This window comes from Pectobacterium cacticida, from assembly GCF_036885195.1.
Classification (GTDB): Bacteria; Pseudomonadota; Gammaproteobacteria; order Enterobacterales; family Enterobacteriaceae; genus Pectobacterium; species Pectobacterium cacticida.
Genome location: NZ_CP133656.1, coordinates 1303032 through 1328121, shown reverse-complemented (window position 1 = coordinate 1328121; position 25090 = coordinate 1303032). Strand labels below are relative to the sequence as shown.

Sequence of the window (25090 nt, the reverse complement as noted above, 5' to 3'; positions counted from 1 at the left end):
TTTTTGTCGTGCAGGGGGATTAATCGAGCGCCAGCACCGACACCCACATCGGCCCTTGACCGACCGCGTATCGCGCCAGCGGTTGTAGATCGCCGGTATTTTGGTCGATGCGATACACCTCGATGTGCTGCGATTTTTGCCCGGCGGAAATCAGATATTCTCCGGTGTGATCGATGTTAAAACCGCGCGGCTGCGTTTCAGTTGGCTGATGTCCAGTCAGCGTTAACGCGCTGCCGTCTTCAGATACCTGGAAAACACTTAACAGGCTGGCAGTACGATCGCTGGTATACAGAAAACGGCCATTCGGCGTAATGTGAATATCGGCCGCCCAGCGCGTATCGTTAAAACCCGCAGGCATAGCATCCAGCGTTTGCACCTTCTGTAATTCACCGTTGGCGGCATCCAACTGATACACATCCACCGAACTGTCCAGTTCATTCACACAATAGGCGAAACGCTGATTGGGATGAAAAGCCATGTGGCGCGGACCCGCGCCCGATACCGTCGTCATGGCAGACTGACGATGTTCGCTCAATTTGCCATCCGGCGCGAGATCGTACAGACGGATACGGTCCTCCTTCAGGCACGGCGCCCATACCACGCGATTGGTCGGATCGATATTGGTCGAGTGACACCCTTCCAGCCCGTTCAATTGCTGCAGTGGCTCACCGGCGACACCTTCAGCATCAATCGGGCTTACGCTCACACAGGCGCCGCTGTATGACGCACTAAACAGAAAACGGCCATCACGATCGGTGGACAGATGCGTCGGGCTACCCGGTAAAGACGCGGAGCCTACTTGCGTCAGTTTCCCCGATTTATCAATACGATAGCTCAATACCCTGAAATCCGGGCGAACCCCGGCATACAGATGACGTTTGTTCGGCGCAATAGCCATCGGTTGCACCTGCCCAGGGACATCAACGGTTTGCAATAATGTCAGCCCCCCTTGAGCACCGAGTTGCCAAACGTGAATCTGCTGGCTTTCCGGGCTGGCGACATAAACAACTTGCTGCATCATATTCTCCTTGTTTTATGCGAAGGTAGCGGTGGTACAGGAAAACGCGAAAAACATTCCTTGAAAGGGTGACAGACGGGCTCGGCTTAACGTGCCACGCGCTAATGAGATCGACTTGATAGCGGCCAGAATGCTCAAAACACGCGCTTCAGGAAAACTGCGGCGGTTTGTTTCATCATGGAACGTTACCCGATAGGCCGTCACCAAACGGGTAACAGGCGCCAGGCAATCAGGCCGAGAGCGCCCCTTCCGCCCATGCCAGGCCACTGTGATATTCTGCTGGCAGGAGCGGCGCTAGCGATTTCAATGTGCGTTGCAGCTGCGCGATATCTGGCGATGAAAGGTTAAGGTGGCCCACTTTGCGACCGGGACGAACGTCTTTCTCATACCAATGTAAATGTACCAACGGCAACGCGAGCCACTCAGTGTTCAACTCAGTGCCGATCAGATTGACCATGACCGATGGCACGTCAACGACTGGCGTGGGTAACGGCAAATCCAGAATGGCGCGCAGATGCAGCTCAAACTGGCTGATTGAGGCGCCGTTTTGCGTCCAATGCCCGCTATTGTGAACGCGTGGGGCCAACTCGTTAATCAGCAGTCGGTCGCCGACGATAAAACATTCCATCGCCATCACGCCAATATAATTCAGCGCGTTCATGATCGCAGACAGCATCTGTTCAGCCTGCTGTTGCAAGCGGGAGTCGGGGTGCGGTAGAGCCACACTGGTGCGCAGAATACCGTCCTGATGCAGGTTATGGGTAAGCGGATAAAACACGCATTTCCCGTGCGAATCACGCGCGCCCACCAGCGAGACTTCACCTGAAAAGTTAATGCCTTGCTCAACGATGCACGCGCCGTAGCAATCATCAGGCAACGTCTGCGCTTCGCCTGCGCGTAAGCGCCACTGCCCGCGACCATCGTAACCGCCGACACGACGTTTCACGATAGCCAGCTCGCCCAATGAGGCAAATACGTGTGGCCATTCTTCGGCGTTAGCCAGCAGTTGCCAAGGGGCAGTAGCCAGATTCAGCGAGTCCAGCAACTGTTTCTGTGTCAGACGATCGGCTAAGCGAGGAAAAATATCACGATTAACAAACGCCCGATGTTCTGCCAATTCGCGCGTAAGGGCGGTTTCTGGCCAACGCTCGATCTCGGCGGTAATCACACTATGTTGAAAGGGAACAGACTCAGGCTCCGCATCCAACCCTACGGGATACACCGCAATGCCTAACGGTTCGCCAGCCTGGCGTAGCATTCTGCCTAGCTGACCATTACCTAATACACAGACCGGCTTCATGCGTCCTCCCGCGGATCGGGATGAGAGAGCACCTCATCGGTTTGCGCCTGACGCCAGTCCACCAATCGGGCGGCGATGCCACTATCGTGCAGAGCCAGAATTTGTGCCGCCAATAACGCCGCATTTGCCGCACCCGCTTTGCCAATCGCCAACGTACCGACCGGTATACCGCGAGGCATTTGCACAATGGAATACAAGCTGTCTACACCGCTCAACGCCGCGCTTTGTACTGGCACACCGAGTACGGGAACGCGTGTTTTCGCCGCCAGCATTCCCGGCAGGTGTGCCGCCCCCCCGGCGCCCGCGATGATCACATCAAAACCGTTTTGTACGGCTTCTTCAGCAAAGCGAAACAGTTTATCTGGCGTCCGGTGAGCGGAAATAATGTCGACATGAAAGGGGATATTCAGCGTGGTAAGAATTTCCGCAGCAAACTGCATGGTAGCCCAGTCACTCTTTGAACCCATGACGATGGCAATTTTAGCCGGGGCAACGTTGGAAGGCATGCCTGTAATGCTCCTGTAATGGTAGCTGTATTGAACGTATTCGCGACGCCTCTGACATAAGGCCGCATCAGCCAGACAGGGAGACTCTGGCGTTGAGGGCGTAAAGCATAACACGGCATTATGGTGAGGAAAACGGTTGCGTATGCGCAATGATCGGCGACCTTAAACCGCAAGGCAGCAACGCTATTACAGCGGAAAGAAGATGAGTTCGATATTTTGTGGCGTCACCTTAATCATCGACCCTTCTTCATGCCAGGCTCCCAGAACAGCGCGGCGACCAGAGGTTCCACCGAGATCGAGGTCATGGATAGCCGGGCGATGCGTGTGACCATGGATCATGGTTTCCACCTGGTAATACTGCAAACGTTCACGCACGGTGTCTTGATTAACATCCATAATCTGCAACGATTTCTTCTCATTTTCCCGTTGGCTGGCGGCACGCATCTTTGCGGCAACATTTAATCGCAGAGACAAAGGTAATAACAGAAAGAGCCGCTGAATAAGCGGATTGTGAACGCGACGGCGGAATCGTTGATACGCCAGATCGTCGGTACACAGGGTATCGCCATGCAGAATCAGAATCTTTTGGCCGTAAAGATCGAGCACCGTTTCCGTCGGCAACAACGTCATTCCACTTTGTCTGGCGAAACGTTTACCGATCAGAAAATCGCGATTCCCGTGGACGAAGTAGCAGGGAACGCCGCGTTGATGTAGCGCGTACAATTCAGCGGAGATCGTCGTGTGTAACGATTGAGGATCGTCATCGCCAATCCAGGCATCGAAAAGATCGCCAAGAATGTACAGCGCATCGGCATGCACCGCATCATGACGTAAAAAACGCAGAAAACCGGCAGTGATTGCCGGTTCATGAAGACTTAAATGCAGATCGGCAATGAACAACGTTGCCATGCAGATCGGATTATTCGCTGACGGTGACGTGAGTTATCACCACATCTTCTTTCGGCACATCCTGATGCATCCCGCTGCGGCCTGTCGCGACGCCTTTAATCTTATCAACCACATCCATACCTTCGACGACTTCAGCAAAAACACAGTAGCCCCAGCCATCAGCGCGTTCTGAACGGAAGTTTAAGAAATCATTATCGACTACGTTGATAAAGAATTGGGCCGTCGCAGAGTGCGGATCATTGGTACGGGCCATTGCCAGCGTACCACGCGTATTTTTCAGACCATTGTTAGCTTCATTTTTGATCGCGGCGTTGGTTTCTTTCTGCTGCATGCCGGGGGCAAAACCACCGCCCTGGATCATAAAACCATTAATCACACGGTGAAACACCGTGTTGTCATAAAAACCGCTATGGCAGTAGTCCAGAAAGTTTTTTACGGTAATCGGTGCCTTGTCCTCAAACGTATTAATAACGATGTCGCCATGATTGGTATGAAGCGTGATCATAATAATGAACCCTAGATAGCTTTAGTGATAAGAGCGTCGTCAACACAGGATGGTGAACAACAAGAGCGCTTTTATAGCATAACTGGTTGACTGAGTCAGTACTTCGGTGCGACGCGCTATTGCGCGTCAATAACGTCATTGCAAAATCATACAAAGCGCTAGTCATGGCGACAACAGGGGCAGATATCCACTTCAGATACCGTCATGGCGGTTGTTCCCTCGCAATCCCATTCGACGCGCACAGGCTGCGCTTCCGGTTCCGCATGGTGCAGGTATTTGTCAACCGGCTCTTCCGTCAACCCTGTAATCACTTCCGTTGCGATGAGTTTATCTCCGACAAAAACACGCGCCGTCGCCCGTGATGCCTCGCGTGTTTCACCGAATTGGCGATATAAATAGTGAACCGTCAGTTTAATTCCAGACATAACGTTTCTTAACTGTGAAAACAAAAAAACAGTGTATCGCGTTCTCCAGCACTTGTAGAGCCAGAGGTCTCTCTGATTTCTCCAGATCGCGCATAGATAAAATTAAAACCGGCGACTCGCCGTGAGGCTATTCATCCCCGATGAATGGGATAGTAAGTAATCAAAAAGATAAATATTATTCCTTTTGGATATTAATGGAGTTGAAAAAACAGCCGATATTCTCTGTAGTAGGCATGTTTTAATGCAACCGCACCAACTCATTAATGCCGTATTGTTAAATAACAAGACTTGTGTTGAATAACAAAAACACCCCTACGCATTCATTCCTTTACCAGTAAAACATGCGTTCATTGGTGTTGATGGAAGAAATGTCGGCCACCACAAACAGGGGATAGGGTTTCACTCATTGAATTTTTATACAGTTGGCTTTAACACACGCAAGTCATTTACTGGTAAATTTCGTTGCCAGCATTAAAGACAGATAAGAGGGAGTTATACTGTGGTAATTCCAGATATTCAAATTGTCAGTGCGACAACGCCGGCCACAATGCCTCTTATTGGCGCTGCGGCTAACCCCACTGTTGTTGCCGCTATCAGCGCGGGGAATAAAGCTGATACCTCAAAAAATTCCGATTCTCAGGACATGCAAGGCTCGAATGAGAGCACGAAGGTCACGCTGTCTTCGCAAAAGGCGCGCCGTGAAGAAGATAATCCCCCTTCCCCCGCTGAACAGGCGAAGACAACGCAGAAAACCGCTACGGAATACTCTCTGGCAATGACCGGCATCCCTTTGTATAACGGCAAGCTCATTTCGGTGATTAAATACCCAGACGGTAACTCAGAAATGTTTGATGCCTTTACCGGAGAGCGTATCACACAAGAAGATTTGGCACTTATTGGCGCGCTTCACCACGCTGATGAAGGGCAAGTCTTACAATTCGAAAGTAAAACGTCTTATAGCAATTTGTCTGCGGCCGAAGTTTATCAGCAGATTCAGGCGATGCTACATGGCTCAGGCGATGAGAGTATATCTTCCTGATAAAACACGGTTGTCGGTAAAAACAATTACACCGTCCCTGTATCATAGAAAAATATATAGCCCTGTTATAATAATGGGGCTATATAACGCAAACAAGCCTATTAATAATGAGTAATAAGCGCTTGCGAAAATTCAGCTAATCGTGTCAGGCCGTATTCCCATCTTCCAAACCCCGCCTCGGCGTTAATATGACCGGCGTCTCCCACGTCAACCAGTTCACTGCCCCACGCCTGCGCCCAATATTCGGCTCGCGTAAAACGCATTAGCGGATCATTATGGCTGGCGAATGTCAGCACCGGCACCGACAACGGCACCGCTCGAATGCGATCGTCAATCTCAAAACGCCTGGGCTCGGCGGGCGCTACCAACATCACACCGGCAATCCCTGCCAGTCCCTGTTGCGCAACATAACAGGAAGCTAAAGCGCCAAAGCTATGGCCGATCAGAATGACAGGACGTGTGCAGTCGTTGAGTTCACGGCGGATCGCCAATACCCAGCGATCCAAATCTGCATAAAACCATTCTCGCTGGCGTATACGGCGCCAGTGAGGGAAACGCCGTTCCCAATGGCTTTGCCAGTGTTCATCATCGCTATCGCGTAGCCCTGGCACCAACACCATTGTTAGGTGCTGGCTCACTTCCGTTAATCGCCGCTCGATTTCTGTTGTCTGCATCCGCCTTCAACGCTCCTCATTGTTGCCCCATGCTGCCTGCTCAGGGCTATCGGCTACCGCTTATTTTAACAAGCTGGCTCTACAGCTTTTCCCCTTTATTTTTCCTTTCTGGAGTTGCTGCAACGCGCGTTTCGCGCTGTCTTTACGGATAGCAACATAAGCCTGTAGTGGAAACAGATCAATCTTTCCGACTTCCTCAGCCGTTAATCCCGCATCACCGGTTAACGCGCCAAGAATATCTCCAGGGCGAATTTTCGCTTTTCTGCCCCCTTCAATACACACCGTCATCATTTCAGGTTCGAGCGCAACATCGCCACTGCGACTCATCTCATCCGCCGATGCCCAGTGAATCCGCATACCGAGAACATCTTCCAGCAGATTGGCGCGGTTCATTTCCTGTGGCGTACACAGACTTATCGCCAGCCCCTGCATCCCCGCACGACCGGTTCTGCCGATGCGGTGAACGTGGACCTCAGGGTCAAAAGCCAGTTCAAAATTCACCACCAGCGACAAGGCTTTGATATCAAGGCCGCGTGCCGCCACATCGGTTGCGACCAGCACGCGACAACTGTGGTTAGCGAAACGCACCAAAACCCGATCGCGATCGCGCTGTTCCAGGTCGCCATGTAGCGCAGATACGCTAATCCCACGCATGTTCAGCGCGTCAAATACGCTTTGGCAATCCCGCTTGGTATTGCAGAAAACTACGCAGGATGCGGGTTGATAATGGTTCAGAATGGCAATCAATAGCGGAAGACGCCCATCTTTCGTGGTTTCATAGAAGCGTTGTTCAATAACAGGGGCTTCTTTATCGTCTTCAACGTCAAAACGCTGAGGTTGACGCTGAATGCGCGCACTGATCTGTTCGATCTCTTCAGGATAAGTGGCAGAAAACAGTAGTGTCTGCCGATCGAGCGGCGTATAGCCGATGACATCATCAATCGCCTCTGTAAATCCCATGTCCAGCATGCGATCGGCTTCATCCAGTACCAACACTTTCAGGTTATCGAGAGCCAAAGACCGCTTGCGCAAATGATCCTGAATACGCCCCGGCGTCCCGACAACGATGTGCGGCGCATGAACCAGCGAATCGCGTTGCTGCCCCATAGGCTGACCGCCGCATAACGTTAATATCTTAATATTTTGCGCAAAACGCGCCAGTTGACGCAGCGCTTTGCTGACCTGATCGGCGAGTTCGCGCGTCGGACACAATACCAGCGCCTGCGTCGTAAAATCGCTGACGGCAATACGATTCAAGAGCCCGATCCCGAAAGCCGCCGTTTTACCACTACCGGTTTTCGCCCTGGCACGCACGTCCGCGCCGCTCAGAATGGCAGGCAGCGTTGCCGCCTGAACGGGCGTCATGTCGGCGTAGCCTAGTTCATTAAGATTAGATAACTGCTCTGCGGGCAGCGCGAGTGAAGAAAAAGAGGTTGTACGCACAGTGATTACTCTACCAAGGACGAGATAATGAAAGGTGACGCCGAACCAAAGCGCGGCGCAGATTGGCGGCAATCATAGCAGAGTTCGCTACAGTTAACCGATTTACCGCCTATGCAATCCAGCTAATTAGTTTAGCGTATCAGAGAGGATACCCGGACTCGCGAATTCCGATATCACTACGGTCACCGTCAACGTTCTTCTGTAAATTGCTACACAAGGCAGTCGGACTTAGTCAGAGAAACTGAATCTTTAGGTTAAAAAAAATGACATTTATTCCCGCGATTAATTGCGTAGAGTAGGTTTTATCTCTTAATCAGCCACCTCATACCCTGCAGAATGAAGGTGAATATAAGGATAAACTCCTATGAAAAAGATTGGCTTCTTATCATTCGGCCACTGGGCGCCGTCGCCACAGTCGGCGACACGCACGGCGGCTGACGCATTGCTGCAATCTATCGAACTTGCCGTCGCCGCGGAAGAATTAGGGGCCGATGGCGCCTATTTCAGAGTGCATCACTTTGCCCGCCAGTTAGCCTCTCCTTTCCCGCTGCTGGCCGCGATTGGCGCGAAAACCAAACGCATTGAGATCGGCACCGGCGTCATCGATATGCGCTACGAAAATCCGCTGTACATGGCGGAAAGCGCCAGCGCCGCCGATCTTATCTCGGGTGGGCGTTTACAACTCGGTATCAGTCGCGGTTCTCCTGAACAGGTGATCGAAGGGTGGCGCTATTTCGGCTATCAGCCACAAGAAGGCGAATCCGACGCGGATATGGCGCGGCGTCACACCCACGTGCTTTTGGATACGTTACGTGGTGAAGGTTTTGCAAAACCGAATCCTCAGCCAATGTTCCCAAACCCTCCGGGGCTGTTACGCTTGGAACCCTACGCAGAGGGATTACGCGAACGCATCTGGTGGGGAGCGGGTTCGAACGCCACGGCAGTCTGGGCTGCAAAACTGGGCATGAATCTGCAAAGCTCCACGTTAAAGGATGATGAAACTGGCGAACCTTTTCATATCCAGCAGGCGCAGCAAATTCGCGCCTATCGTGCCGCCTGGGCTGAAGCGGGGCATACACGCACGCCGCGCGTCTCTGTCAGCCGGAGCATTTTTGCCCTGGTGGATCATCGCGATCGGGCCTATTTTGGCGCAAGCAGAGATGATAGTGATAAAGTGGGTTTTCTCGATGAAAAAACGCGCGCTATTTTCGGACGTAGCTATGCCGCAGAGCCAGAAACACTGATCCAACAGCTTAAACAAGATGAAGCCATTGCCGAGGCGGATACGTTATTACTGACGGTGCCGAATCAACTTGGCGTTGATTATAACGTGCATGTTATCGCCGCTATTCTGAAATATATCGCGCCAGCGATGGGCTGGCGCTAGTAGGTTATTAGCCGCCACCATTCGCCGTGTTTTAATTAGCGTAAAATACAACGATAATGCAATTCAGATTTGGGGGTAAAACAGGGAGTTTTTACTTGTTTATCCCCAGATTTTTCTGTCTCTGGAATCACGCGGCGCTTTTTAATGCTATTTTGCAAATATAGTTTCTACACCTCTTGAATTCCCCCCCTGACTCGGCGTAGATTTAGCGCCGATCCCGTCATAACTGGTGTGACTCTGGTGATGACAACGGGAAAAATTACTCTTTGGTGATATAACCAACAGCGTAATTATTTCCTTTCATAATAAAACGCACAATCGGGATCGTTGCTGGCGTGGTTTCTGCTGGAGAATAAATCGGTGAAGTATTTTTTTATGGGTATCTCATTCTGTTTAGTCGTTTGGATGAGCACCTTTATGCTGATGGTAGAATAACCTGTCATTTGCCCAATACTGTTTTCTTCGTTGAAGGGCACGCAAAAATATAAAAGGCTGAGGGCATTATACCGTCAGCCTTTTTCGCATCGGTCGTTTAACCCACGAATCAACATAGCGCCTATCCCAATAGGCGTCATTGGCGCCGTCAGTTTGGTCTCGGACAGCGCGCAGAAACCGGAGCGTACACCGAGTACGTGAGGATTTCGAGCACTGCCCAGGGCCAAAATGGCAAGTAAAATAGCCCTAATGGGATAGGTTCATAATCCTTTTCTATCCGGACACCCCATGCATTATGACGCTAAATACGCCGCCTATCGCCAGCCACGGGCCAAAGGCTAGCGGTGTTGCGGCATCTTCTCTACGTAACCCTCGCCAGACAAGTGTCACCATCAGCCCACTCAACGCCGCGACTAAAACCAGGTTCGGCAATGCCTGCCACCCTAACCAGGCACCCAATGCCGCCAAGAGTTTAAAATCACCATATCCTAGCGCCTCTTTGCCGGTTACGGATTTAAACAACCAGTAAAGCAGCCACAACGATAAATACCCCGCCATTGCGCCCACAACGGCATCTTGTAACGGGACAAACGTCTCTGACAGATTAAACAGCAATCCCCCCCACAAGAGCGGTAACGTCAGCGCGTCAGGCAGCAACAGCGTTTTGCTATCAATAACGGCCAACACTAAGAGAAAAGACAGTAAAATCAGCGTTCCACACAACACCATACCGGGTAACCACCGCATCCCCGCTATCAGGAAAAATAGCAGGGTCACGGCTTCCACCAGCGGGTATTGCACAGAGATAGGTTGATGGCAGCAACGGGAACGCCCACGCAACCACAGCCAGCTCAATAGCGGAATATTATCTTTGATGGCAATGGGGCGCTGGCAGTGCGGGCATGTGGAAGGCGGCCACCACAGGTTGTAGCGCAGACACGCGCCACCGAGTTCAGCTTCCCCTATCTGAAGGCCAATATCCTGCCGCCAGCGCCGTTCCAACATGATTGGCAAGCGGTGAATCACGACATTAAGAAAACTGCCTATGATCAACCCCAGTAAGGCGATAGCGCTACACCACCAGGCCGGAAACTCTTGAGCAAATTCCCTTAAACTCTCCATGTTAGTCCCTGATTATTGATAAAGAGACCATCGCTTGCTAGCGTTTGATCGTACGCAGATGGCTGACTTAGGCATTATCGGAACGTTCCAGCACCAATCTCGTCACATCGACTATCCCCGGACGTTGTGCTATCGCCTTTACATCCAACGACATCACTTTTACGCCATGTTGTTGTTCGAGCTCGTTCAGCCAACGTAGCAGACGATTGAAGTCACTGGGGGCCAGCGTCACAGAAGCCTGATTGCCTTGCGGTTGCAAGCGGACTATCGTCAGACCAAAATGTGCCGTGCTTTGTGAAATCAGCATTGGCAAACTGACTTCCTGATCACGCGGCCCGTCTTGAGCCTGATTTCCCGCCGGGATCAACGACGCCTGCTTTTGCATCCAGAGGACGGTCTGTTGCTCACGGGTAATCGTACGTTCCCATTGTTCTTCTCGCTGCTGCCACGGCTGAAAAATAGCGTAATACACCAGACAGAGCAGAAGCATCGACGCACACACCAACATGAGCTGACGTTCTCGTTGGCTCATCGCCTGCCAACGTTGACGTAATTCATTCATGGTTGCTCCTTAAGGTTAACCGCCCTTCAACCTGGTCGTTTTCCTGCCGCATTTCCCCCGTCTGTACCTGATAATACCTCGTAGCCTGTTGCTGAAACTGTTCTAACGCCTGGTATGATGCGCCGAGCAATTCCAGCCGCAATTCTCCGGCGGCGCCATCGTAAGACAGTGATTGAATATTGATAGCGCTATTCTGCGTGATGAGTTGCTGCAAGGGATTCAATTGTTCTAGCAGCCCTTTTCCTGACGGCTTAGCAGCGATACGTTGTAGATGTTGCTGCATCTGCGCACGCGGGTTAACCACCTGGGTTTCAGATGGAAAGATATGCTGATAGACGCGAATGCTCTCCTGCCGCCAGTGTTCAGCCTGCTGATAAAGCTGATAATGTGTCCAGATGGCATTCCCCATGACCAATAGCAGATAACACGCAAAGGCAATACCTACGCCACGCCACGGTAACAGCGTGTTTTGCCACGCTTTCTCCGGTGCATACTCGCCCTGGCGCAGGTCGACCGACGCAGGCAACCGCGCTTGCGCCGCCAGAGTAAACAGATCGGTTTCGTTTTGGACTTTCCACTCGCCTTCTGCCTGCCATTCGTATTGCGCCATTTCTCCACAGACCGATGTAGCGCTGTAGCTGTAGAGAGTAGGCAACGGCATAAATGCCTTCAGCAAATCGCCGCACCAAGAAGATTCTGCCGCCATCACGTGCCCTGTCGGCTGACGGAACAACCACATATCATCGTGCTGCAACGCGCTCCAACCATCTTGATGAACCGGCAATACGCAGGCATCTGGTATTAAGGCATCGATACGGTGCCCAAGCGCATTACACTGCGTCAGCCAATGCTGCATACGGTTTTTTTCTACTACGGCGATAATGGCGTCGTCGCCGTGGATTTCCAACACCGCAAAGTGCAGTTTATCAATGTCTGTGGCTAACCGATCTTCCAGCATAAAGGGCACGACTTGCGCCAACTGGCGTTTCGCCTGCCGCGGAAGCGTCAAGTCATACAGCGTCACATCCGTTGCCGGCACCAGGACGCGGGTAAATGCGACGGAAGCGTACGCTGTCAGCGCGGCGCTAACCTGTTCTATATTGCCGCGCCCCTGATGCTGTACCGTTTCCCCATCGGATGAACGTAGCTGCCATTCGATATCTCCCTGAAGCTCGACAGGAAGACGAACAATGAGGCACGGACGATCTGCGCCTGTTTCCCGATTCAGTGGGGATGTTGCCGCTTTTCGCTTCCCTCTCCCTGCTATTTTCATGGATTCACCGTCCTATATCCTCCATATTGCCGCTGCGCAACCTGTACCTTTTGCCCATTCAGACGAAGTAAGCTGCGTTGATGGAAATCGCTGTCACCGACACGTACCCGGAGTGTGACAAAGAACCATTCACTTTTGACGACCAGCACCCGCTGCGCCGTGTTTTTACTATTTGGCGGCAATAACCCCCCTTGTTGCAAAACTTCGAGACTAGCCCACCCCTTGGGAGGCCGCTGTTGCACCAGCGTTTTCGCCTGCGACATCGTCATTTGGTTCAGAAATACCGCGGATAACAGCGGCGCATCCGCCTCAGTCAACGTATTGATGTTAATTGACATGGTATCCAGCGGTAGCGCACAAACATAAGGCAACAGGCGGCGATAGAGGTCGCTATCCACGCCATAAACCGCCCGTAATTCGCTAATATCACTCATGCGCTGATTGGCAGTACGATAAGGCGATGGCAACATGGCGTAGACCTCGTCTTCAGCGCCATTGGCCGACGGATAATTATCCGCATCAATCCAGTCCCGGACGGCGGCGGTAATTTTCTCCGCTCGTTCAGCCTCCTCACCCAGATTTTTCAACAACAAACGAAAAACCTGAGCCGGATAAGGCGTCTGTACCTGCGTACTCTCGTTATCCACGCCTTGATTGATCGCATTCACGTTAAAGCAGGTACGCGCATCGCGGATCTGCCAGATAACGTCGCCTCCCTCCACGGGAAAACGTTGCCCTGTTAGCGACCAGGGCTGCCCGGCAAACGTGCGCCCCGGCATATCTCTGGCATCGCGCAATAATCTCTGCCCGCTTAATGCTTCAGCGCCCAAGGCATACCACTTCGCCTGCTGACGACTAAGATGACTCTCGGTACGCATAAAGGCGTTCCCGGTGCGCTCCGCAATCGCCGCTGCAATTGTTACCATCAATGCCAGGATAAGAAGCATCACCAGCAGCGCAACGCCGCGCTGACGCGATTTCATTTATCCGACCCGCTGGTAATTAAAAACAGGCGCGACATTTCTCCGTAATCCCTTAAGGTCAACACAACTTCAATCCCTTGTGGTAATTTCGTACTGTTGTCCCAGCGATCGCGCCAGGATTTATCGCTAAAAAAACGGAGCCGGAAGCCATCGACCTGTGTCAACAACGGCTTGACGCCGGGATCGAGCCCCGCTATCGGGTCAGGCGTGGTGTGCGTTAACCGCTCAAGTGTATTTCCCCGCAGCCGGTAAGCCACTGGCTGAAGTTCGGATCGCGGCAATATGCCAAAGGGATTTTGCCAGCCGTTACGCATAAAGCTGACGCCCCAATCATCACTCTTAACCCGATCGCGTCCGGCATAAAATTTCACCGTACTACCCCGACTGTTCCGCGCGATCATTTGAGAGAAATCATTATCCATCTGCGCAAACGCACGCTGTATTTCAGCCAGTCGCGCCGCCTTGCGCTGTGAAATCTCATCGTTACGCATTACGCCATTGAGCACCTGAAATGCGCTGACGCTCAGTGCTGCGAAAATCGCGATCGCCAGGATCATTTCCAGCAACGTAAACCCCTGATGCGGCCGCCTGTACGCCGTTAGCCTCCGCCTTTCCGCTTCACCTTGTGGAGTGATTTTGATGCTCATCATTTCACCACGTAGGTACGTAATGCGGCATCAGCGGCAACGGCATTTTTATTACGCCGCACTTCCACATCCAGCGCATTGGTCTGCGGGTCGCCGGTCTCAATTCCCCGCCAGCGCCAATACCAGCGTATACCCGCGAATAGCGTTTCTCCTTGCACCCAAGAGGCGTCAGGCCAATGCTGCTCCAGCCGCAGTTGAACCTGCTGATTTTCCGCCACCCAACCAGCAAAGGTTTTCTCTTCTAACCGACTCAAGCTGCTAGCCTGTCTGGCCGTCGTTTGCAAAACGGCAACCCCCGCTAACGCAAAAATACTCAGGGCAACCAGCACTTCTACGAGCGTCATGCCATTCTGTCGTCTCATCGTTTTTCGTCCTGATCCATCGATGTTACTAAACGCCCGAAAGCATCCACCTCCAGCCAATGGGAGAGCGATTTATTTTCTGCCGCCACTCGCAGACGAAAAGGGGTAATTTCACCACCGGGCAAAATCAGGATATCGGGATCATCGCCCCGCTGCGTTTTATCCGCTTTTTTCCCTCCGGCCCCCAAAAGTTCAAGCCGCAAGGTCTCTGGCAATGTTGCCGAAGTGTTAACCCGATGCGGCCGCCACGGTTGCCATTGATACCCTTGCCAACGATCGCCGCTGGCGACGGGTACGCCTTCGGCAGCAACAGGCCGCTGGAGTTGATAAAATTGCCAGCGGTCAGGAAAAAGCCGCACGCCCAGCATGTAGTCATTAACCTGGCTGCTTTCAGCGGCAAACGCTAACTGCGCGCGAAAGCGCTCCACCTGCCAGGCGCTGTCATTCTGGCGTTCCGGGGGAAATGTCATGACGACCATGCCAGCCGCGATGCCAGCCAGTAGCACCACTAGCATCATTTCCAGCAAAGTAAACCCCTGCTGCCCGTTCATTGACCGCTTCATTGCGCGTTGCCACCCTTTCCCTACCGCCCTTGAACGTCGGGCTACTTCCTCGCTCGCCACCAACATCAACGAGTGTCGACTCGCCGCCCGTGCTTTTATTTCTTATCAAGATTCCAGTTACCGATGTCATCTTCCGTGCCCGGAAGACCATCAGGCCCCAGGGAGAAGATATCCAATTTGCTATGTTGGCCGGGATTCAATAATTGGTAGTCGCCACCCCACGGATCCTGCGGCAAACGGCGAATATAGCCATCGGCTGGATAGTTACGAGGCTCTGGCTGTACCGTCGGCTTCGTCACCAGAGCCTGCAATCCCTGCTCTGTAGACGGATAACGATTGTTGTCCAACTTGTACATATCGAGCGCGCTTTCCAGAGAAACGATGTCGCTAATCGCTTTCTGCCGATCCGCCTTTTCCTTATTCCCCATCAGATTAGGCACGACCAGACTCGCCAGTACGCCGAGAATGACGATCACCACCATAATTTCCAGCAGGGTAAAACCGCGCTGGCCATCACTGTGCCGATCATAACTACGTTGATCATAATCATGCTGATCATAACTATGCTGAGACTGTTGCATCCTTACTTTTCCTTGTTCAAGTGTTGTTCTCTTACCCACGTATTACAGCGACAAAATCACTAAACTTATGAACTCATTAACGTATTTAATTGCAGAATCGGCTGCAAAATCGCCAGTACGATGAACAAGACGACCGCCGCCATACTCACCACCAGCAGAGGCTCAAACAGCCCCAACGCCAGCGTCATTTGCGCACTGAATTCCCGATCCTGATTATCCGCCGCCCGCTCCAGCATGCTGTCCAGTTCACCGCTACGCTCACCGCTGGCGATCATGTGGCGCATCATCGGAGGGAAAAGTGCCGTCTGCTCCAGCGCTTTATGCAGGCTGACGCCCTCGCGTACCGCATCCGCCGCCAGTGAAAGCCGCTGGCGGGCATAATCATTACTCATGACATCGCCACTAATCCGCATCGCTTGCAACAGCGGTACGGCGCTGGCATTGAGAATGCTCAGTGTTCGTGCGTAGCGAGCCGTATTCAGGCCGCGAACGATTCGCCCCAATAGCGGCAAATACAGCAGGCGGTGGTGAAAGCGGATGCGCCGCTTTTCTTGCCTTAACATGACGCGAAACGCCATAATCCCTGCCACTACCGCCAGCAACACCCACGGCCCAAATGTACGTACCGCCTCACTCATCCCCATTAAAATACGGGTTGAAAGCGGCAGCGCCTGCTTCATGTGTATAAACTGTTCGACGACTTTCGGCACCACCGCCGACAGCAAAATGCTGACCACGGCAATCGCAACCACAGTTAACACACAGGGATAGATCATCGCTTGCTGTAGGCGACTACGCATCTGCTGGCGCTGTTCGGTGTAATCCGCTAGCCGATTTAGCACGGCATCAAGATGACCAGAGGTTTCGCCGGCGGCGACCATCGCGCAGTACAGTCGTTCAAAGCAACTGGGAAAGCAGCTCATGGCATCAGCCAAAGAATGCCCTTCCATAACCTTACTGCGTACCGCCGCCATTAACTGACTCAAATGCGGTTTTTCACTCTGCTTCGCTACCGCGTTCAACGCTTCTTCCAGCGGCAACGACGCTGCCACCAACGTGGCTAATTGACGCGTTAATAGCGCTAAATCAGAGGTGCTGATGCGGATTTTCCGGCGTAGAGAGAACCCCATTGCAGCGGATTTTTGCTGGCTGCTGCGGATTTCCTCCACCGATAGCGGCACCAGGCCGCGTTCACGCAATAGCTGGCGCGCCAGTCTGGCAGAATCGGCCTCCTGGCTGCCACGGCATTTTTTTCCCTGCGCATCCAGCGCCTGATACTGGTACTGTGCCATGTCATTCCTCTTTGGTTACACGGATCACTTCTTCCCAGGTCGTCAGCCCTGCAAGTACCTTCTCCAGCCCGTCCTGGCGGATAGTCATTCGTTGCGCGCCCAGACGTTGCGCGATTGCCATTTCCCCGTCGCGTCGGTGTATCGCCGCACGAATATCATCATCGATTAACACCAGTTCATGGATGCCGATGCGCCCCCGGTAGCCGGTATAGCTACACCGCGCGCACCCCACCGGATTTTGCAGCAACGTTCCTGGCGCAATGCCCATCTGTTTGGCCTGAATCGGGTCGACCGGATGTGGCTGACGGCAGTCCGGACACAACGTCCGGACTAAGCGCTGTGCGAGCACACCCAGCAGAGACGTCGACAGTAGGAAAGGCTCAACACCCATATCCTGCAAACGCGATAGCGCGCCCAGCGCACTGTTCGTATGCAATGTGGATAACACGAGGTGGCCGGTTAGCGAGGCTTGCACGGCAATCTGCGCGGTTTCACCATCACGAATTTCCCCCACTAACACGACGTCCGGATCCTGGCGCAAGATGGCGCGCAGACCTCGGGCGAAGGTCATATCGACTTTGGCATTGACCTGTGTTTGCCCGATGCCTTCCAGTTCATATTCGATGGGATCTTCTACCGTCATAATGTTACGTTCAGAGGCATTCAGACGGCTGAGCGCGGCGTAGAGCGTGGTGCTTTTCCCTGACCCTGTCGGCCCGGTCACCAGAATAATTCCGTGGGGACGCTGTATCAGGCCATCAAGCTGTTGCCGATGGCGTGCCGACATGCCCAGTAGTTCAAGATCGAGCTTAACGCTGTTTTTATCCAATAACCGCAATACCACGCGCTCGCCGTAGTTTGACGGCAGCGTCGAGACGCGCACGTCAATCGCCCGACCGCCGACCCGTAGCGCCATACGCCCATCTTGCGGAATGCGTTTTTCCGCAATATCGAGTTTAGCCATCACTTTGATACGCGACACCAGCAGCGACGCCAGCTTGCGCTGAGGGCGCAATATCTCACGCAAGACACCATCAACACGGAAACGGATAAGCAAATAGCGCTCATATGTCTCAATATGGATATCCGATGCCTTATCCTTAATGGCTTCGGTGAGCATCGCATTGATGAGACGGATAATCGGCGCGTCGTCATCCGCATCAAGTAAATCATCGCTATCGGGCATCTCTTCCACCAGCGTGTAGAAATCCATCTCATTCCCGATGTCTTCCATTAAACGACGGGCTTCTTCCGAATCGCGCTGATAGCTCACCACTAATTGCCGCTCAAACACGTCTTCTGCTACGCGTTCAACGCTGAGCGCGCATCCAGCGATACGGCGCGCCTCCAGCAAGGCGGCTGGCGATGTCTGCGCAACACATATTGCCTGTACGGCAGTTGCACGCTCTCCCTGTAACAACAGAATTTGCTGCGATCGCGCATAGGCGAAAGGCAGCATCGGGCGCAATTCCATGATCTGGGATGCTACGTCGCTCATTTCCTGCCTGCCGGGTAAAACGCCATAATGGAAGCCTGAACGTGACGGAACGTATGGGCATTTCCCCCTTGCGACAGTCGTAGCAAATCATTATTCAAAAGCCCCCCTTCGCCGTTGCTCACGTTTCTCTGCTTTTCTTCTTCGGCATTGAACGCGTGATACTTACTGGCAGAAGCGCTCTGATATTGGCTACGATCGCGGATAATCGACGGGCGGATAAACAGCATCAGGTTACGCTTTGACGTCTCCTGACTGTTTGAACGAAACAAATATCCAAGCAGAGGAATATCCCCCAGGAAGGGAACCTTGCTGGTAGATTCGCGCGTACTTTTATCCAGCAACCCCCCGACTACCACAGTTTCGCCGCTACTAACCAATACCGCGTTATTAACGGTACGCGTATTGAAGGTTGCCCCCAAGTCGGCGCTGCTGCTGGAAGCGGCGTCCGCCACGCTAGAGACTTCCTGCTCGATTTCCAGTAAAACCGAATCGCCTTCGTTGATTTGCGGTTTCACCTTCAGTTTGATACCGACCGTTTTACGCTCTACCGTCTGGAAAACGTTATCGCCAGATGTTGTTTGCGAACCGGCTAAAACCGGCACTTCCTGACCGACGTTAAACGTCGCTTCCATATTGTCCAAGGTGACGATGCTTGGCGTCGCCAGAATATCGTTTTTGCTATTACTGGACAGCGCGGTCATCAGCATGCTCCAGTTCCCTTGATAAAAACCTGCGGCAATGCCATTAAAATTGCTAAGCGCATTCGACGCCGGGCCGGTCGTTCCATCACGTCGATATTGCTCCGCACCCGCCATCATGGTCGTAATCGGTAATCCTGTATTGGTGAACTGTGTCGTGCCAGCATTTTTATTAGCCCACTGCACGCCCAGATTCATCCCATCGGCATCCTGCACCTCTGCGATGATCGCCTCGACCAGAACCTGAGGGCGACGAATATCCAATTGCGCGATCACCTGTTCCAGGTCGCGCATAATGTCAGGCGCCGCATTCACAATCAGCGAGTTGGTTTGTTCATGCGCTTTAATGGATATGTCTTTGCGTAATGCGGGCAGCGCATTTTGCTGGTCGGTTTGAATACTGTCGCCTACGCCAGTGAGCACTTCGACCAAATCGGTCGCCTTAGCATATTTGAGATAGATGACTTTGGTATTGCCTTGCACCGCCTGCTGGCGATCGAGTTGTTTAATCGTTTCGATAACACGCTGGCGGGAATTGGGTTCGCCTCTCACGAGTACCGAGTTGGTACGCTCATCCGCCACGACATTGGCGGTCAACATGCCTGGTAGAGCGGATTTTTCGTCCGTTTTGTTCAGTTCATTGATCATTTTGACGACTTCTGTCGAGGAGGCATAAGACAGCGGAACGCTCGTGACATCGCGATCGCCGGTCTGATCCACCCGCTCGACAATCTTCATCAGCCGCTTTATCACCCCTGCACGACCGGTCATCAATAATACATTCGACGGCTCATAATGCACCACACTGCCAGCGCCGGCGTTATCGTTCAACTGACGTAGCAACGGCGCCAAATCACGAGCGGCAACGTTGTTGACGGGCACAACACGCGTCACCACCTCATCGCCAATGCCCGGTTTTTCATCCGTAGCCAGCGGCATCGAGGTCGATTTTGCATCTTTGGAGCGAATAATTTTCAGGACATTGTTATCCACTGGAACCGCAGTGAATCCATACACATCCAGCACACTCAGGAAGAATTGGTAATACTGTTCTTCGTTCATCATGTCATAGCTGCGTACGGTAATCGTTCCGCTCACCGAAGGATCGATAATAACGGTCTTATTCAGATTTTTACTGACAGTATTAATGAACTCCTGAATATCCGTGTTTTTAAAACTGGCGGAAAATTCAGCGCTCCACGCCACCGATGACGTCATCAACAATATACCGGCACCGATCAATAATATTCCCTTGCGGCGAACATACTCACGCCAGTGCCTTTTACTCAATCCCTGCTGTCTATCGGGAGAAAAAACCTGACGAGTGAAAAATCCTTGTCCCTTGCTAAACAAATTAGTGGTCTCCATCCAGTGTCAGATATATATCCTGCGGTTGGCCATCGCGTTCAATGGTCAATGAAAATTCACGTATATTCGCCAATTGCACTATCGTCTGCCGAGCCTGATTCGCATCACGCAAATCCATGCCGTTTACAGACACCACGAGGTCGTTATCCTGCAAACCAGCGCGGTAAAAGAGATCGGGATTGTCACCAGGAGTCAACTGGTACCCTTTTAGGACATTGTCGTCCATCGCCGGAGAAAGAATGAAAGCGTCCTGCACCATAAAAGCGTCCTGATGCGTTTCGCCTGTCGATGGTTTTTGGGTTCCAGACAATGGCAGCGTATCGGCAGACTTTTCATCCTGATACAAATCTAACGCTTCATAATGCCCCTGATATTGAATCACCACGCGATCGGCGGTGATAGTCACAATTTTGGCATCATAGCCCGGAACGGCATCACCAACGCCGCGGCTATATTGCTGACTGTCTTTTGCGATGATGGCAATAGAGCGCTTAACATCATCACTCGCTAATACCCCAGTCAAACTAATATTTAGCGATGACAGGGGAATATCGTCAGATAATGCGGCGTGGTTAATCACTGGTTCTTCGGTATCGAGGGCATGACCAAACAAGGTAAAGTCGCCCGGTGCTGCAGGCTTTGACTGCGCCTGAGCAGGCGTAACCGATACCCCAACAGGATGGAGGTCTTCGGGAAGGAGCGCACGGCGGGTTAATACAGCCAACTGTTGACAAATCAACAGCAAGATCAACCCCAATGCAATGCGCCGCATTAACGGCGCAGGTAGTGACTGAAAAATGGCAGACAGCGAATGAAAAGACATATCGTTGAAAGCCTGTAATCGTGACATAGGTTATCATCCATAATATTCCCCACATCCTCTGACGTGGGGAAAATGCCTTATTCCGTTGCGGCTTCCCGGATGATGATTTCATCAGCGCGAGTAGCCAGCGCGGCATCATTATTTACACGGTCTTCAAGCCTGATATTTTCAATATGGCCAAAATGCCAGGCTCTGGGTACATTCTCGAAAATGACATTTTTAAAGTTACTGTTTCTCAAAAACGTGATATCCGTGGCCTTTACATTTTTGAATTTTACATTCTCAAAATGCAAGCCCTGATGGTAGGCATCACGTCCGAAAGAAAACTTATACGCCTTAGCCATTTCAGCTACGGTCATCCCATCAACCATGATGCTGTTTCTCTTCGCCGTACCATCGACGGTGACGTCAGAGACGGTCACATCGCGGAACTGCGCAGGTTCAGCAGCCGGCAGGGTATCGTTCACATCCGCTTTATAGTTTATCGTGAAGACAAACGGTTCTTTGACAATATCACGCATCGCGTTATTACGGAATACCACATCGCGCGCCCCACCGCCATAATAGGGTCGACTCTTCATGCGCAGGCCCACATCCGTCTTATTCATTATATTATCTTCAGTAATGATTTTTTCAATCCAGGCGCCGGTATGGCTACCTGTAACCACCGCCCCATGACCACGACGGAAATAGTTATTGAAGATCCAAGCCCCGCTCTGTGCCTTTTGCCCCAGTGTGGTCACCTCGGCGCCATAGCCGGCCGCAAAGTTGACACTGTCATCGCCGGTATCAAAAAAGTTATTGAATACCATAACATTTTGACTATTTCCGAATTCAATACCATCCGCGTTATTAGCGTCGTAGGTTGTGTGTGTCAGTGCATTTATCGCCACATTTTCAGATTCCAGTACCATCACGCCATGGTAGGCAGGATTCAGAATCGTCAACCCGTCCAGATACAGATTACTCACGCCACGCAGTGTCATCAGACTGGATCGACGATTTTTATACGCCTCATCCAGGCTCATGCCTTGCGCAACAGCTTTAGCCGTTTGGTCTTTGGCCAGAATACCGTCATCGCCAACTCGGGTCGCTTTGCTCGCACGATAAAGTGGCAATGTTCTCTTCAATTCATCAGTTTCGGTAACGTTTTTATCACCTGCTTTCAGACCACGCAGCCAACCGTTGCCGTCAATCGTCCCCTGCCCGACAATGCGAATGTTTTTAAAGGTGCCAGCATGGCTACTGCCCCGATCGTCAGTTTCGAGAACATTAATTAGAGAAGGCGGACGCTTAGGCAATTTAGGCGACTGATAAGGATAGAGATAATATCCGCGTGAGATCGGGTAATCATCGCCCTTTTCCGACCCGAGCAACGTCGTCTCTTTCGTCACCTCAAACGTCATGTCGCTATGCAGAAACAACGCCCCCGTTTTAAATGTGCCGCCATCAACCACGACTTTACATCCCTGCGGATAGGCGGCGGGCGTACATGCGTCAATCGCCTTCTGTATTGCCAGCGTATTGTTGGTAATGCCATCGCCTTTCGCACCATAATGAGTGACATACAGTGACGCAGGCGTTGGCGTTGTTTTCTGCACGACGGCTTCGCTATCTGCGGATTCGCGCCCATCGTCATACAGTGCGCGCACGGTAAAGCGGTATTCCGTTTCCGGTAACAGATTCGTCACCTTAAAATTATGGAAATTGACCCGGACATGCCAGTTATCGGTATCGACCGTATTGTAGAAGTTATCAATGTAAGGTTTGGCAGGCGAATGGATATTCTGATTATCAAGAGTACTGCCCAACAGAGTTCCATTCATGTAGACACGGTAATCCTTAATGCCAGCTGGCGGTTTGGCCGGTTTTTCCCAAACCAGCACGACGCTACTGTCGTCATAGGCTAACGCCGGAACGTTGAGATTTTGCGGCGCGGCTAAGCGATCTACCACGGACAGCGCAGTTGAATCCCCCTTGCTGCACCCAGTCACTAAGCTGCTGAGAACGAATGTCGTACAGAGCGTGAAACGAATACCCGGTAAAAAGGCGGCCATAATATTTCCTGTATTTGACGATAATTTCGCTCGATCTCTACATCCCAATGGCAGGTTCGTTACCATAGGAACAGGTAAACGGGCGGAGGGGTTACCAATGAAAAATGACTTAACGCATCTTTAGCGCTGACGGCGAGCATTGAAAGACTATCTCGTTTCGCTACGTTGATATGATGCGATCTCATACCTGAACGACCGCGCAGTGGGAATTCCGTCATGGCAACATGTTGACGCCATTTCAGTTTATCGCTACGGTTTTCAGTTCTATCGCGATGAGGATTCCCTTATTCGATTGCATCATCCTTTCATCAGTAAAAAATTTTTTAAATATGCCTAGATTAGCATGCAGATCAATGAATAATATTTTGGACTGCCTCCTTGTTTATGATGATGAGACGGTAAAAACACTAAGCGAGCACAATACTAAAACATTGTTTCAATAAATCAAATTTCTCTGTTTTTTTTTGCGACTAACATCAAGATTTATTCCATTTTTATTACCATAATAATGGTTTTAATTAGAATAAAGAGGTTATTACATAACCTAATGCATTTATTTCCTTACGCTTATCCGTTTTCACGAAATAAAGCGGTTGGCGGCATACCACTCATCTCACTTTCGTTTATGATGTGACGTGATGGGCGCTAAGGTATATCTTTACGCATTCGAGAATCAGTAAAACCGCCTGCGACTGTCTGTTGAAATTGACAAGAGTCCGTCGAAATAAGAGCCTATCCCAGTTAGCATAATTGTCGCAGTCAGTTTGGTCTCGGACAGCGCGCAGAAACCGGGGAGTACATGAGGATTTCGAGCACTGCCCTGGGCCAAAATGGCAAGTAAAATAGCCCTACTGGGATAGGGTTTAAGGCTCAATAGACCCGAGTAATTCTATCGTAGGCCCCCAGTATGACGGGAATGGAGCATGAAGGATTAGCGCATGGATAACGCATCAAAGTCACCGTCTCACTCTCAACCAGCCTGGCTGACCAACTACCCCATGCCTGGTTATCTCATGGTAATTTATGCTCTACTTTTTATCGCGCTCGGCTGGTTCAGCCACCAGCGTTGGGGTAGCGCTACGAGCTCCCAGCCGCCGACGCTGAGCGTTCAGGCCGCCACTTTGCCCACCGCGCCAAACGCACTTGTAGTCACACCCCAGCCCCCGGAAACGCATGCCGAGGCACCAGTCTCTATGGAGAAAAAGGCCACGCTACCGTTGCCAGCTATCAGCAACGATGAGATCCCGGCGCTGACCTACAGCGCGCACGTTTACACATCGGATGAAGCCAAGCGCAGTATCACGCTTAATGGCCAGCTATTCCATGAAGGCGATTCGCCTATAGAAGGGTTGGTTATTGAACAAATTCAGCAGGATATGACTATTTTTAGCGTAAGAGGAGACGCTTTTATTCTGGAAGCCCTGGAAGATTGGCCTGGCGGAAAATTCAATGAAAATGAACGTTCCGCTATTGAAGAAAGAGAATACGCCGATCCTTAGCTATAAGGCCGTCCACTTAAGCATGAATGTAAAGGGGAAACACGGTGATAGGTTCACACAGAGATACCGATACCTTGTCCATGGTCGCCCCCGGAAGTTTGCTCTTTAAACGATAAGCAAG

General features: G+C 51.7%; 25 protein-coding genes. 4 read left to right on the top strand and 21 right to left on the bottom strand.

Annotated features, from left to right (window positions below):
• Nucleotides 1-19: 19 nt before the first annotated feature.
• The 6 genes from pgl to RFN81_RS06335 all read right to left on the bottom strand — a co-directional run bounded on the left by pgl (nucleotide 20) and on the right by RFN81_RS06335 (nucleotide 4663).
• Nucleotides 20-1018 (bottom strand): 6-phosphogluconolactonase, encoded by a 999-nt coding sequence (pgl, locus tag RFN81_RS06360; protein WP_264498895.1) that lies wholly within the window; start codon nucleotides 1016-1018, stop codon nucleotides 20-22.
• A 229-nt stretch (nucleotides 1019-1247) separates the two neighbouring features.
• A complete protein-coding gene (purK, locus tag RFN81_RS06355; RefSeq protein ID WP_264498283.1) occupies nucleotides 1248-2318 on the bottom strand; it encodes a 5-(carboxyamino)imidazole ribonucleotide synthase in 1071 nt (356 codons plus the stop codon).
• Nucleotides 2315-2824, bottom strand: coding sequence for a 5-(carboxyamino)imidazole ribonucleotide mutase (gene purE / locus RFN81_RS06350; protein WP_264498282.1), 510 nt, complete (start codon nucleotides 2822-2824; stop codon nucleotides 2315-2317). Before purE ends, purK begins: the two co-directional genes overlap by 4 nt.
• Before the next feature lie 186 nt (nucleotides 2825-3010).
• Nucleotides 3011-3733, bottom strand: a complete 723-nt coding sequence (gene lpxH / locus RFN81_RS06345; protein ID WP_264498281.1) for a UDP-2,3-diacylglucosamine diphosphatase — start codon at nucleotides 3731-3733, stop codon at nucleotides 3011-3013.
• Between the two features lie 10 nt (nucleotides 3734-3743).
• Nucleotides 3744-4238, bottom strand: coding sequence for a peptidylprolyl isomerase B (ppiB, locus tag RFN81_RS06340; RefSeq protein ID WP_264498280.1), 495 nt, complete (start codon nucleotides 4236-4238; stop codon nucleotides 3744-3746).
• A 158-nt stretch (nucleotides 4239-4396) separates the two neighbouring features.
• Nucleotides 4397-4663 (bottom strand): hypothetical protein, encoded by a 267-nt coding sequence (locus RFN81_RS06335; RefSeq protein WP_264498279.1) that lies wholly within the window; start codon nucleotides 4661-4663, stop codon nucleotides 4397-4399.
• Nucleotides 4664-5162: 499 nt separating this feature from the next.
• On the opposite strand from RFN81_RS06335, the gene RFN81_RS06330 reads away from it, so the two are divergent.
• Nucleotides 5163-5702 (top strand): hypothetical protein, encoded by a 540-nt coding sequence (locus RFN81_RS06330; protein WP_264498278.1) that lies wholly within the window; start codon nucleotides 5163-5165, stop codon nucleotides 5700-5702.
• A 101-nt stretch (nucleotides 5703-5803) separates the two neighbouring features.
• Here the strand turns inward: RFN81_RS06330 and RFN81_RS06325 are convergent, their stop codons facing one another.
• Together RFN81_RS06325 and dbpA are read right to left on the bottom strand one after the other, a co-directional pair.
• Entirely contained in the window at nucleotides 5804-6376 is a 573-nt protein-coding gene (locus RFN81_RS06325; RefSeq protein ID WP_264498277.1) for an alpha/beta hydrolase, read from the bottom strand.
• A 60-nt stretch (nucleotides 6377-6436) separates the two neighbouring features.
• Nucleotides 6437-7819 (bottom strand): ATP-dependent RNA helicase DbpA, encoded by a 1383-nt coding sequence (gene dbpA / locus RFN81_RS06320; RefSeq protein WP_264498276.1) that lies wholly within the window; start codon nucleotides 7817-7819, stop codon nucleotides 6437-6439.
• Between the two features lie 364 nt (nucleotides 7820-8183).
• Between dbpA and RFN81_RS06315 the strand changes: the two genes are divergently transcribed.
• Entirely contained in the window at nucleotides 8184-9206 is a 1023-nt protein-coding gene (locus RFN81_RS06315; RefSeq protein WP_264498275.1) for an LLM class flavin-dependent oxidoreductase, read from the top strand.
• Nucleotides 9207-9581: 375 nt separating this feature from the next.
• Nucleotides 9582-9641, top strand: a complete 60-nt coding sequence (locus RFN81_RS18715; protein WP_349874647.1) for a membrane protein YpdK — start codon at nucleotides 9582-9584, stop codon at nucleotides 9639-9641.
• A 273-nt stretch (nucleotides 9642-9914) separates the two neighbouring features.
• On the opposite strand, the gene RFN81_RS06310 is transcribed toward RFN81_RS18715, so the two are convergent.
• From RFN81_RS06310 to RFN81_RS06250, 13 genes are all read right to left on the bottom strand, one after another.
• Complete coding sequence (locus tag RFN81_RS06310) at nucleotides 9915-10763, bottom strand: prepilin peptidase (protein WP_264498274.1); 849 nt, start codon at nucleotides 10761-10763, stop codon at nucleotides 9915-9917.
• 67 nt (nucleotides 10764-10830) lie between these two features.
• A complete protein-coding gene (locus RFN81_RS06305; protein ID WP_264498273.1) occupies nucleotides 10831-11325 on the bottom strand; it encodes a type II secretion system protein M in 495 nt (164 codons plus the stop codon).
• Nucleotides 11318-12598, bottom strand: coding sequence for a type II secretion system protein GspL (gene gspL / locus RFN81_RS06300; RefSeq protein ID WP_264498272.1), 1281 nt, complete (start codon nucleotides 12596-12598; stop codon nucleotides 11318-11320). The genes RFN81_RS06305 and gspL overlap by 8 nt, the downstream gene beginning before the upstream one ends.
• Nucleotides 12595-13581, bottom strand: coding sequence for a type II secretion system minor pseudopilin GspK (gene gspK / locus RFN81_RS06295; RefSeq protein ID WP_264498271.1), 987 nt, complete (start codon nucleotides 13579-13581; stop codon nucleotides 12595-12597). The genes gspL and gspK overlap by 4 nt, the downstream gene beginning before the upstream one ends.
• Entirely contained in the window at nucleotides 13578-14231 is a 654-nt protein-coding gene (gspJ, locus tag RFN81_RS06290) for a type II secretion system minor pseudopilin GspJ (RefSeq protein WP_264498270.1), read from the bottom strand. The genes gspK and gspJ overlap by 4 nt, the downstream gene beginning before the upstream one ends.
• Nucleotides 14228-14590, bottom strand: coding sequence for a type II secretion system minor pseudopilin GspI (gene gspI, locus RFN81_RS06285; RefSeq protein ID WP_264498269.1), 363 nt, complete (start codon nucleotides 14588-14590; stop codon nucleotides 14228-14230). The genes gspJ and gspI overlap by 4 nt, the downstream gene beginning before the upstream one ends.
• Entirely contained in the window at nucleotides 14587-15153 is a 567-nt protein-coding gene (gene gspH / locus RFN81_RS06280) for a type II secretion system minor pseudopilin GspH (protein ID WP_264498268.1), read from the bottom strand. Before gspH ends, gspI begins: the two co-directional genes overlap by 4 nt.
• A 95-nt stretch (nucleotides 15154-15248) precedes the next feature.
• Nucleotides 15249-15734 (bottom strand): type II secretion system major pseudopilin GspG, encoded by a 486-nt coding sequence (gene gspG / locus RFN81_RS06275; RefSeq protein WP_264498267.1) that lies wholly within the window; start codon nucleotides 15732-15734, stop codon nucleotides 15249-15251.
• Between the two features lie 65 nt (nucleotides 15735-15799).
• Nucleotides 15800-17026 carry a type II secretion system inner membrane protein GspF gene (gene gspF, locus RFN81_RS06270; RefSeq protein WP_264498266.1) on the bottom strand — a complete coding sequence of 409 codons (1227 nt, stop codon included), beginning with the start codon at nucleotides 17024-17026 and terminating at the stop codon, nucleotides 15800-15802.
• 1 nt (nucleotide 17027) lies between these two features.
• On the bottom strand, nucleotides 17028-18524 hold the full coding sequence (gspE, locus tag RFN81_RS06265; RefSeq protein ID WP_264498265.1) for a type II secretion system ATPase GspE: 1497 nt from the start codon (nucleotides 18522-18524) through the stop codon (nucleotides 17028-17030).
• Entirely contained in the window at nucleotides 18521-20440 is a 1920-nt protein-coding gene (gene gspD / locus RFN81_RS06260; RefSeq protein WP_264498894.1) for a type II secretion system secretin GspD, read from the bottom strand. The genes gspE and gspD overlap by 4 nt, the downstream gene beginning before the upstream one ends.
• A 136-nt stretch (nucleotides 20441-20576) precedes the next feature.
• Nucleotides 20577-21440 carry a type II secretion system protein GspC gene (gene gspC / locus RFN81_RS06255; protein WP_264498264.1) on the bottom strand — a complete coding sequence of 288 codons (864 nt, stop codon included), beginning with the start codon at nucleotides 21438-21440 and terminating at the stop codon, nucleotides 20577-20579.
• Nucleotides 21441-21490: 50 nt separating this feature from the next.
• Nucleotides 21491-23470: a glycoside hydrolase family 28 protein gene (locus RFN81_RS06250; RefSeq protein ID WP_264498263.1), complete on the bottom strand. Its 1980-nt coding sequence runs from the start codon at nucleotides 23468-23470 to the stop codon at nucleotides 21491-21493.
• Nucleotides 23471-24408: 938 nt separating this feature from the next.
• On the opposite strand from RFN81_RS06250, the gene gspB reads away from it, so the two are divergent.
• Entirely contained in the window at nucleotides 24409-24969 is a 561-nt protein-coding gene (gene gspB / locus RFN81_RS06245) for a type II secretion system assembly factor GspB (RefSeq protein WP_264498262.1), read from the top strand.
• Nucleotides 24970-25090 lie beyond the last annotated feature (121 nt).

Bases quoted from the DNA above. Each gene is read 5' to 3' on its own strand.
- ppiB (WP_264498280.1), bottom strand. From the start codon at position 4,238: ATGATCACGCTTCATACCAATCATGGCGACATCGTTATTAATACGTTT.
- gspK (WP_264498271.1), bottom strand. From the start codon at position 13,581: ATGAAATCGCGTCAGCGCGGCGTTGCGCTGCTGGTGATGCTTCTTATC.
- gspI (WP_264498269.1), bottom strand. From the start codon at position 14,590: ATGAGACGACAGAATGGCATGACGCTCGTAGAAGTGCTGGTTGCCCTG.
- RFN81_RS06310 (WP_264498274.1), bottom strand. From the start codon at position 10,763: ATGGAGAGTTTAAGGGAATTTGCTCAAGAGTTTCCGGCCTGGTGGTGT.
- purE (WP_264498282.1), bottom strand. From the start codon at position 2,824: ATGCCTTCCAACGTTGCCCCGGCTAAAATTGCCATCGTCATGGGTTCA.
- gspC (WP_264498264.1), bottom strand. From the start codon at position 21,440: ATGTCACGATTACAGGCTTTCAACGATATGTCTTTTCATTCGCTGTCT.
- gspH (WP_264498268.1), bottom strand. From the start codon at position 15,153: ATGAAGCGGTCAATGAACGGGCAGCAGGGGTTTACTTTGCTGGAAATG.
- gspF (WP_264498266.1), bottom strand. From the start codon at position 17,026: ATGGCACAGTACCAGTATCAGGCGCTGGATGCGCAGGGAAAAAAATGC.
- RFN81_RS06250 (WP_264498263.1), bottom strand. From the start codon at position 23,470: ATGGCCGCCTTTTTACCGGGTATTCGTTTCACGCTCTGTACGACATTC.
- RFN81_RS06335 (WP_264498279.1), bottom strand. From the start codon at position 4,663: ATGTCTGGAATTAAACTGACGGTTCACTATTTATATCGCCAATTCGGT.
- gspD (WP_264498894.1), bottom strand. From the start codon at position 20,440: ATGACGTCATCGGTGGCGTGGAGCGCTGAATTTTCCGCCAGTTTTAAA.
- RFN81_RS06325 (WP_264498277.1), bottom strand. From the start codon at position 6,376: ATGCAGACAACAGAAATCGAGCGGCGATTAACGGAAGTGAGCCAGCAC.
- gspJ (WP_264498270.1), bottom strand. From the start codon at position 14,231: ATGATGAGCATCAAAATCACTCCACAAGGTGAAGCGGAAAGGCGGAGG.
- gspB (WP_264498262.1), top strand. From the start codon at position 24,409: ATGGATAACGCATCAAAGTCACCGTCTCACTCTCAACCAGCCTGGCTG.
- RFN81_RS06315 (WP_264498275.1), top strand. From the start codon at position 8,184: ATGAAAAAGATTGGCTTCTTATCATTCGGCCACTGGGCGCCGTCGCCA.
- gspG (WP_264498267.1), bottom strand. From the start codon at position 15,734: ATGCAACAGTCTCAGCATAGTTATGATCAGCATGATTATGATCAACGT.
- purK (WP_264498283.1), bottom strand. From the start codon at position 2,318: ATGAAGCCGGTCTGTGTATTAGGTAATGGTCAGCTAGGCAGAATGCTA.
- lpxH (WP_264498281.1), bottom strand. From the start codon at position 3,733: ATGGCAACGTTGTTCATTGCCGATCTGCATTTAAGTCTTCATGAACCG.
- RFN81_RS06305 (WP_264498273.1), bottom strand. From the start codon at position 11,325: ATGAATGAATTACGTCAACGTTGGCAGGCGATGAGCCAACGAGAACGT.
- pgl (WP_264498895.1), bottom strand. From the start codon at position 1,018: ATGCAGCAAGTTGTTTATGTCGCCAGCCCGGAAAGCCAGCAGATTCAC.
- gspE (WP_264498265.1), bottom strand. From the start codon at position 18,524: ATGAGCGACGTAGCATCCCAGATCATGGAATTGCGCCCGATGCTGCCT.
- gspL (WP_264498272.1), bottom strand. From the start codon at position 12,598: ATGAAAATAGCAGGGAGAGGGAAGCGAAAAGCGGCAACATCCCCACTG.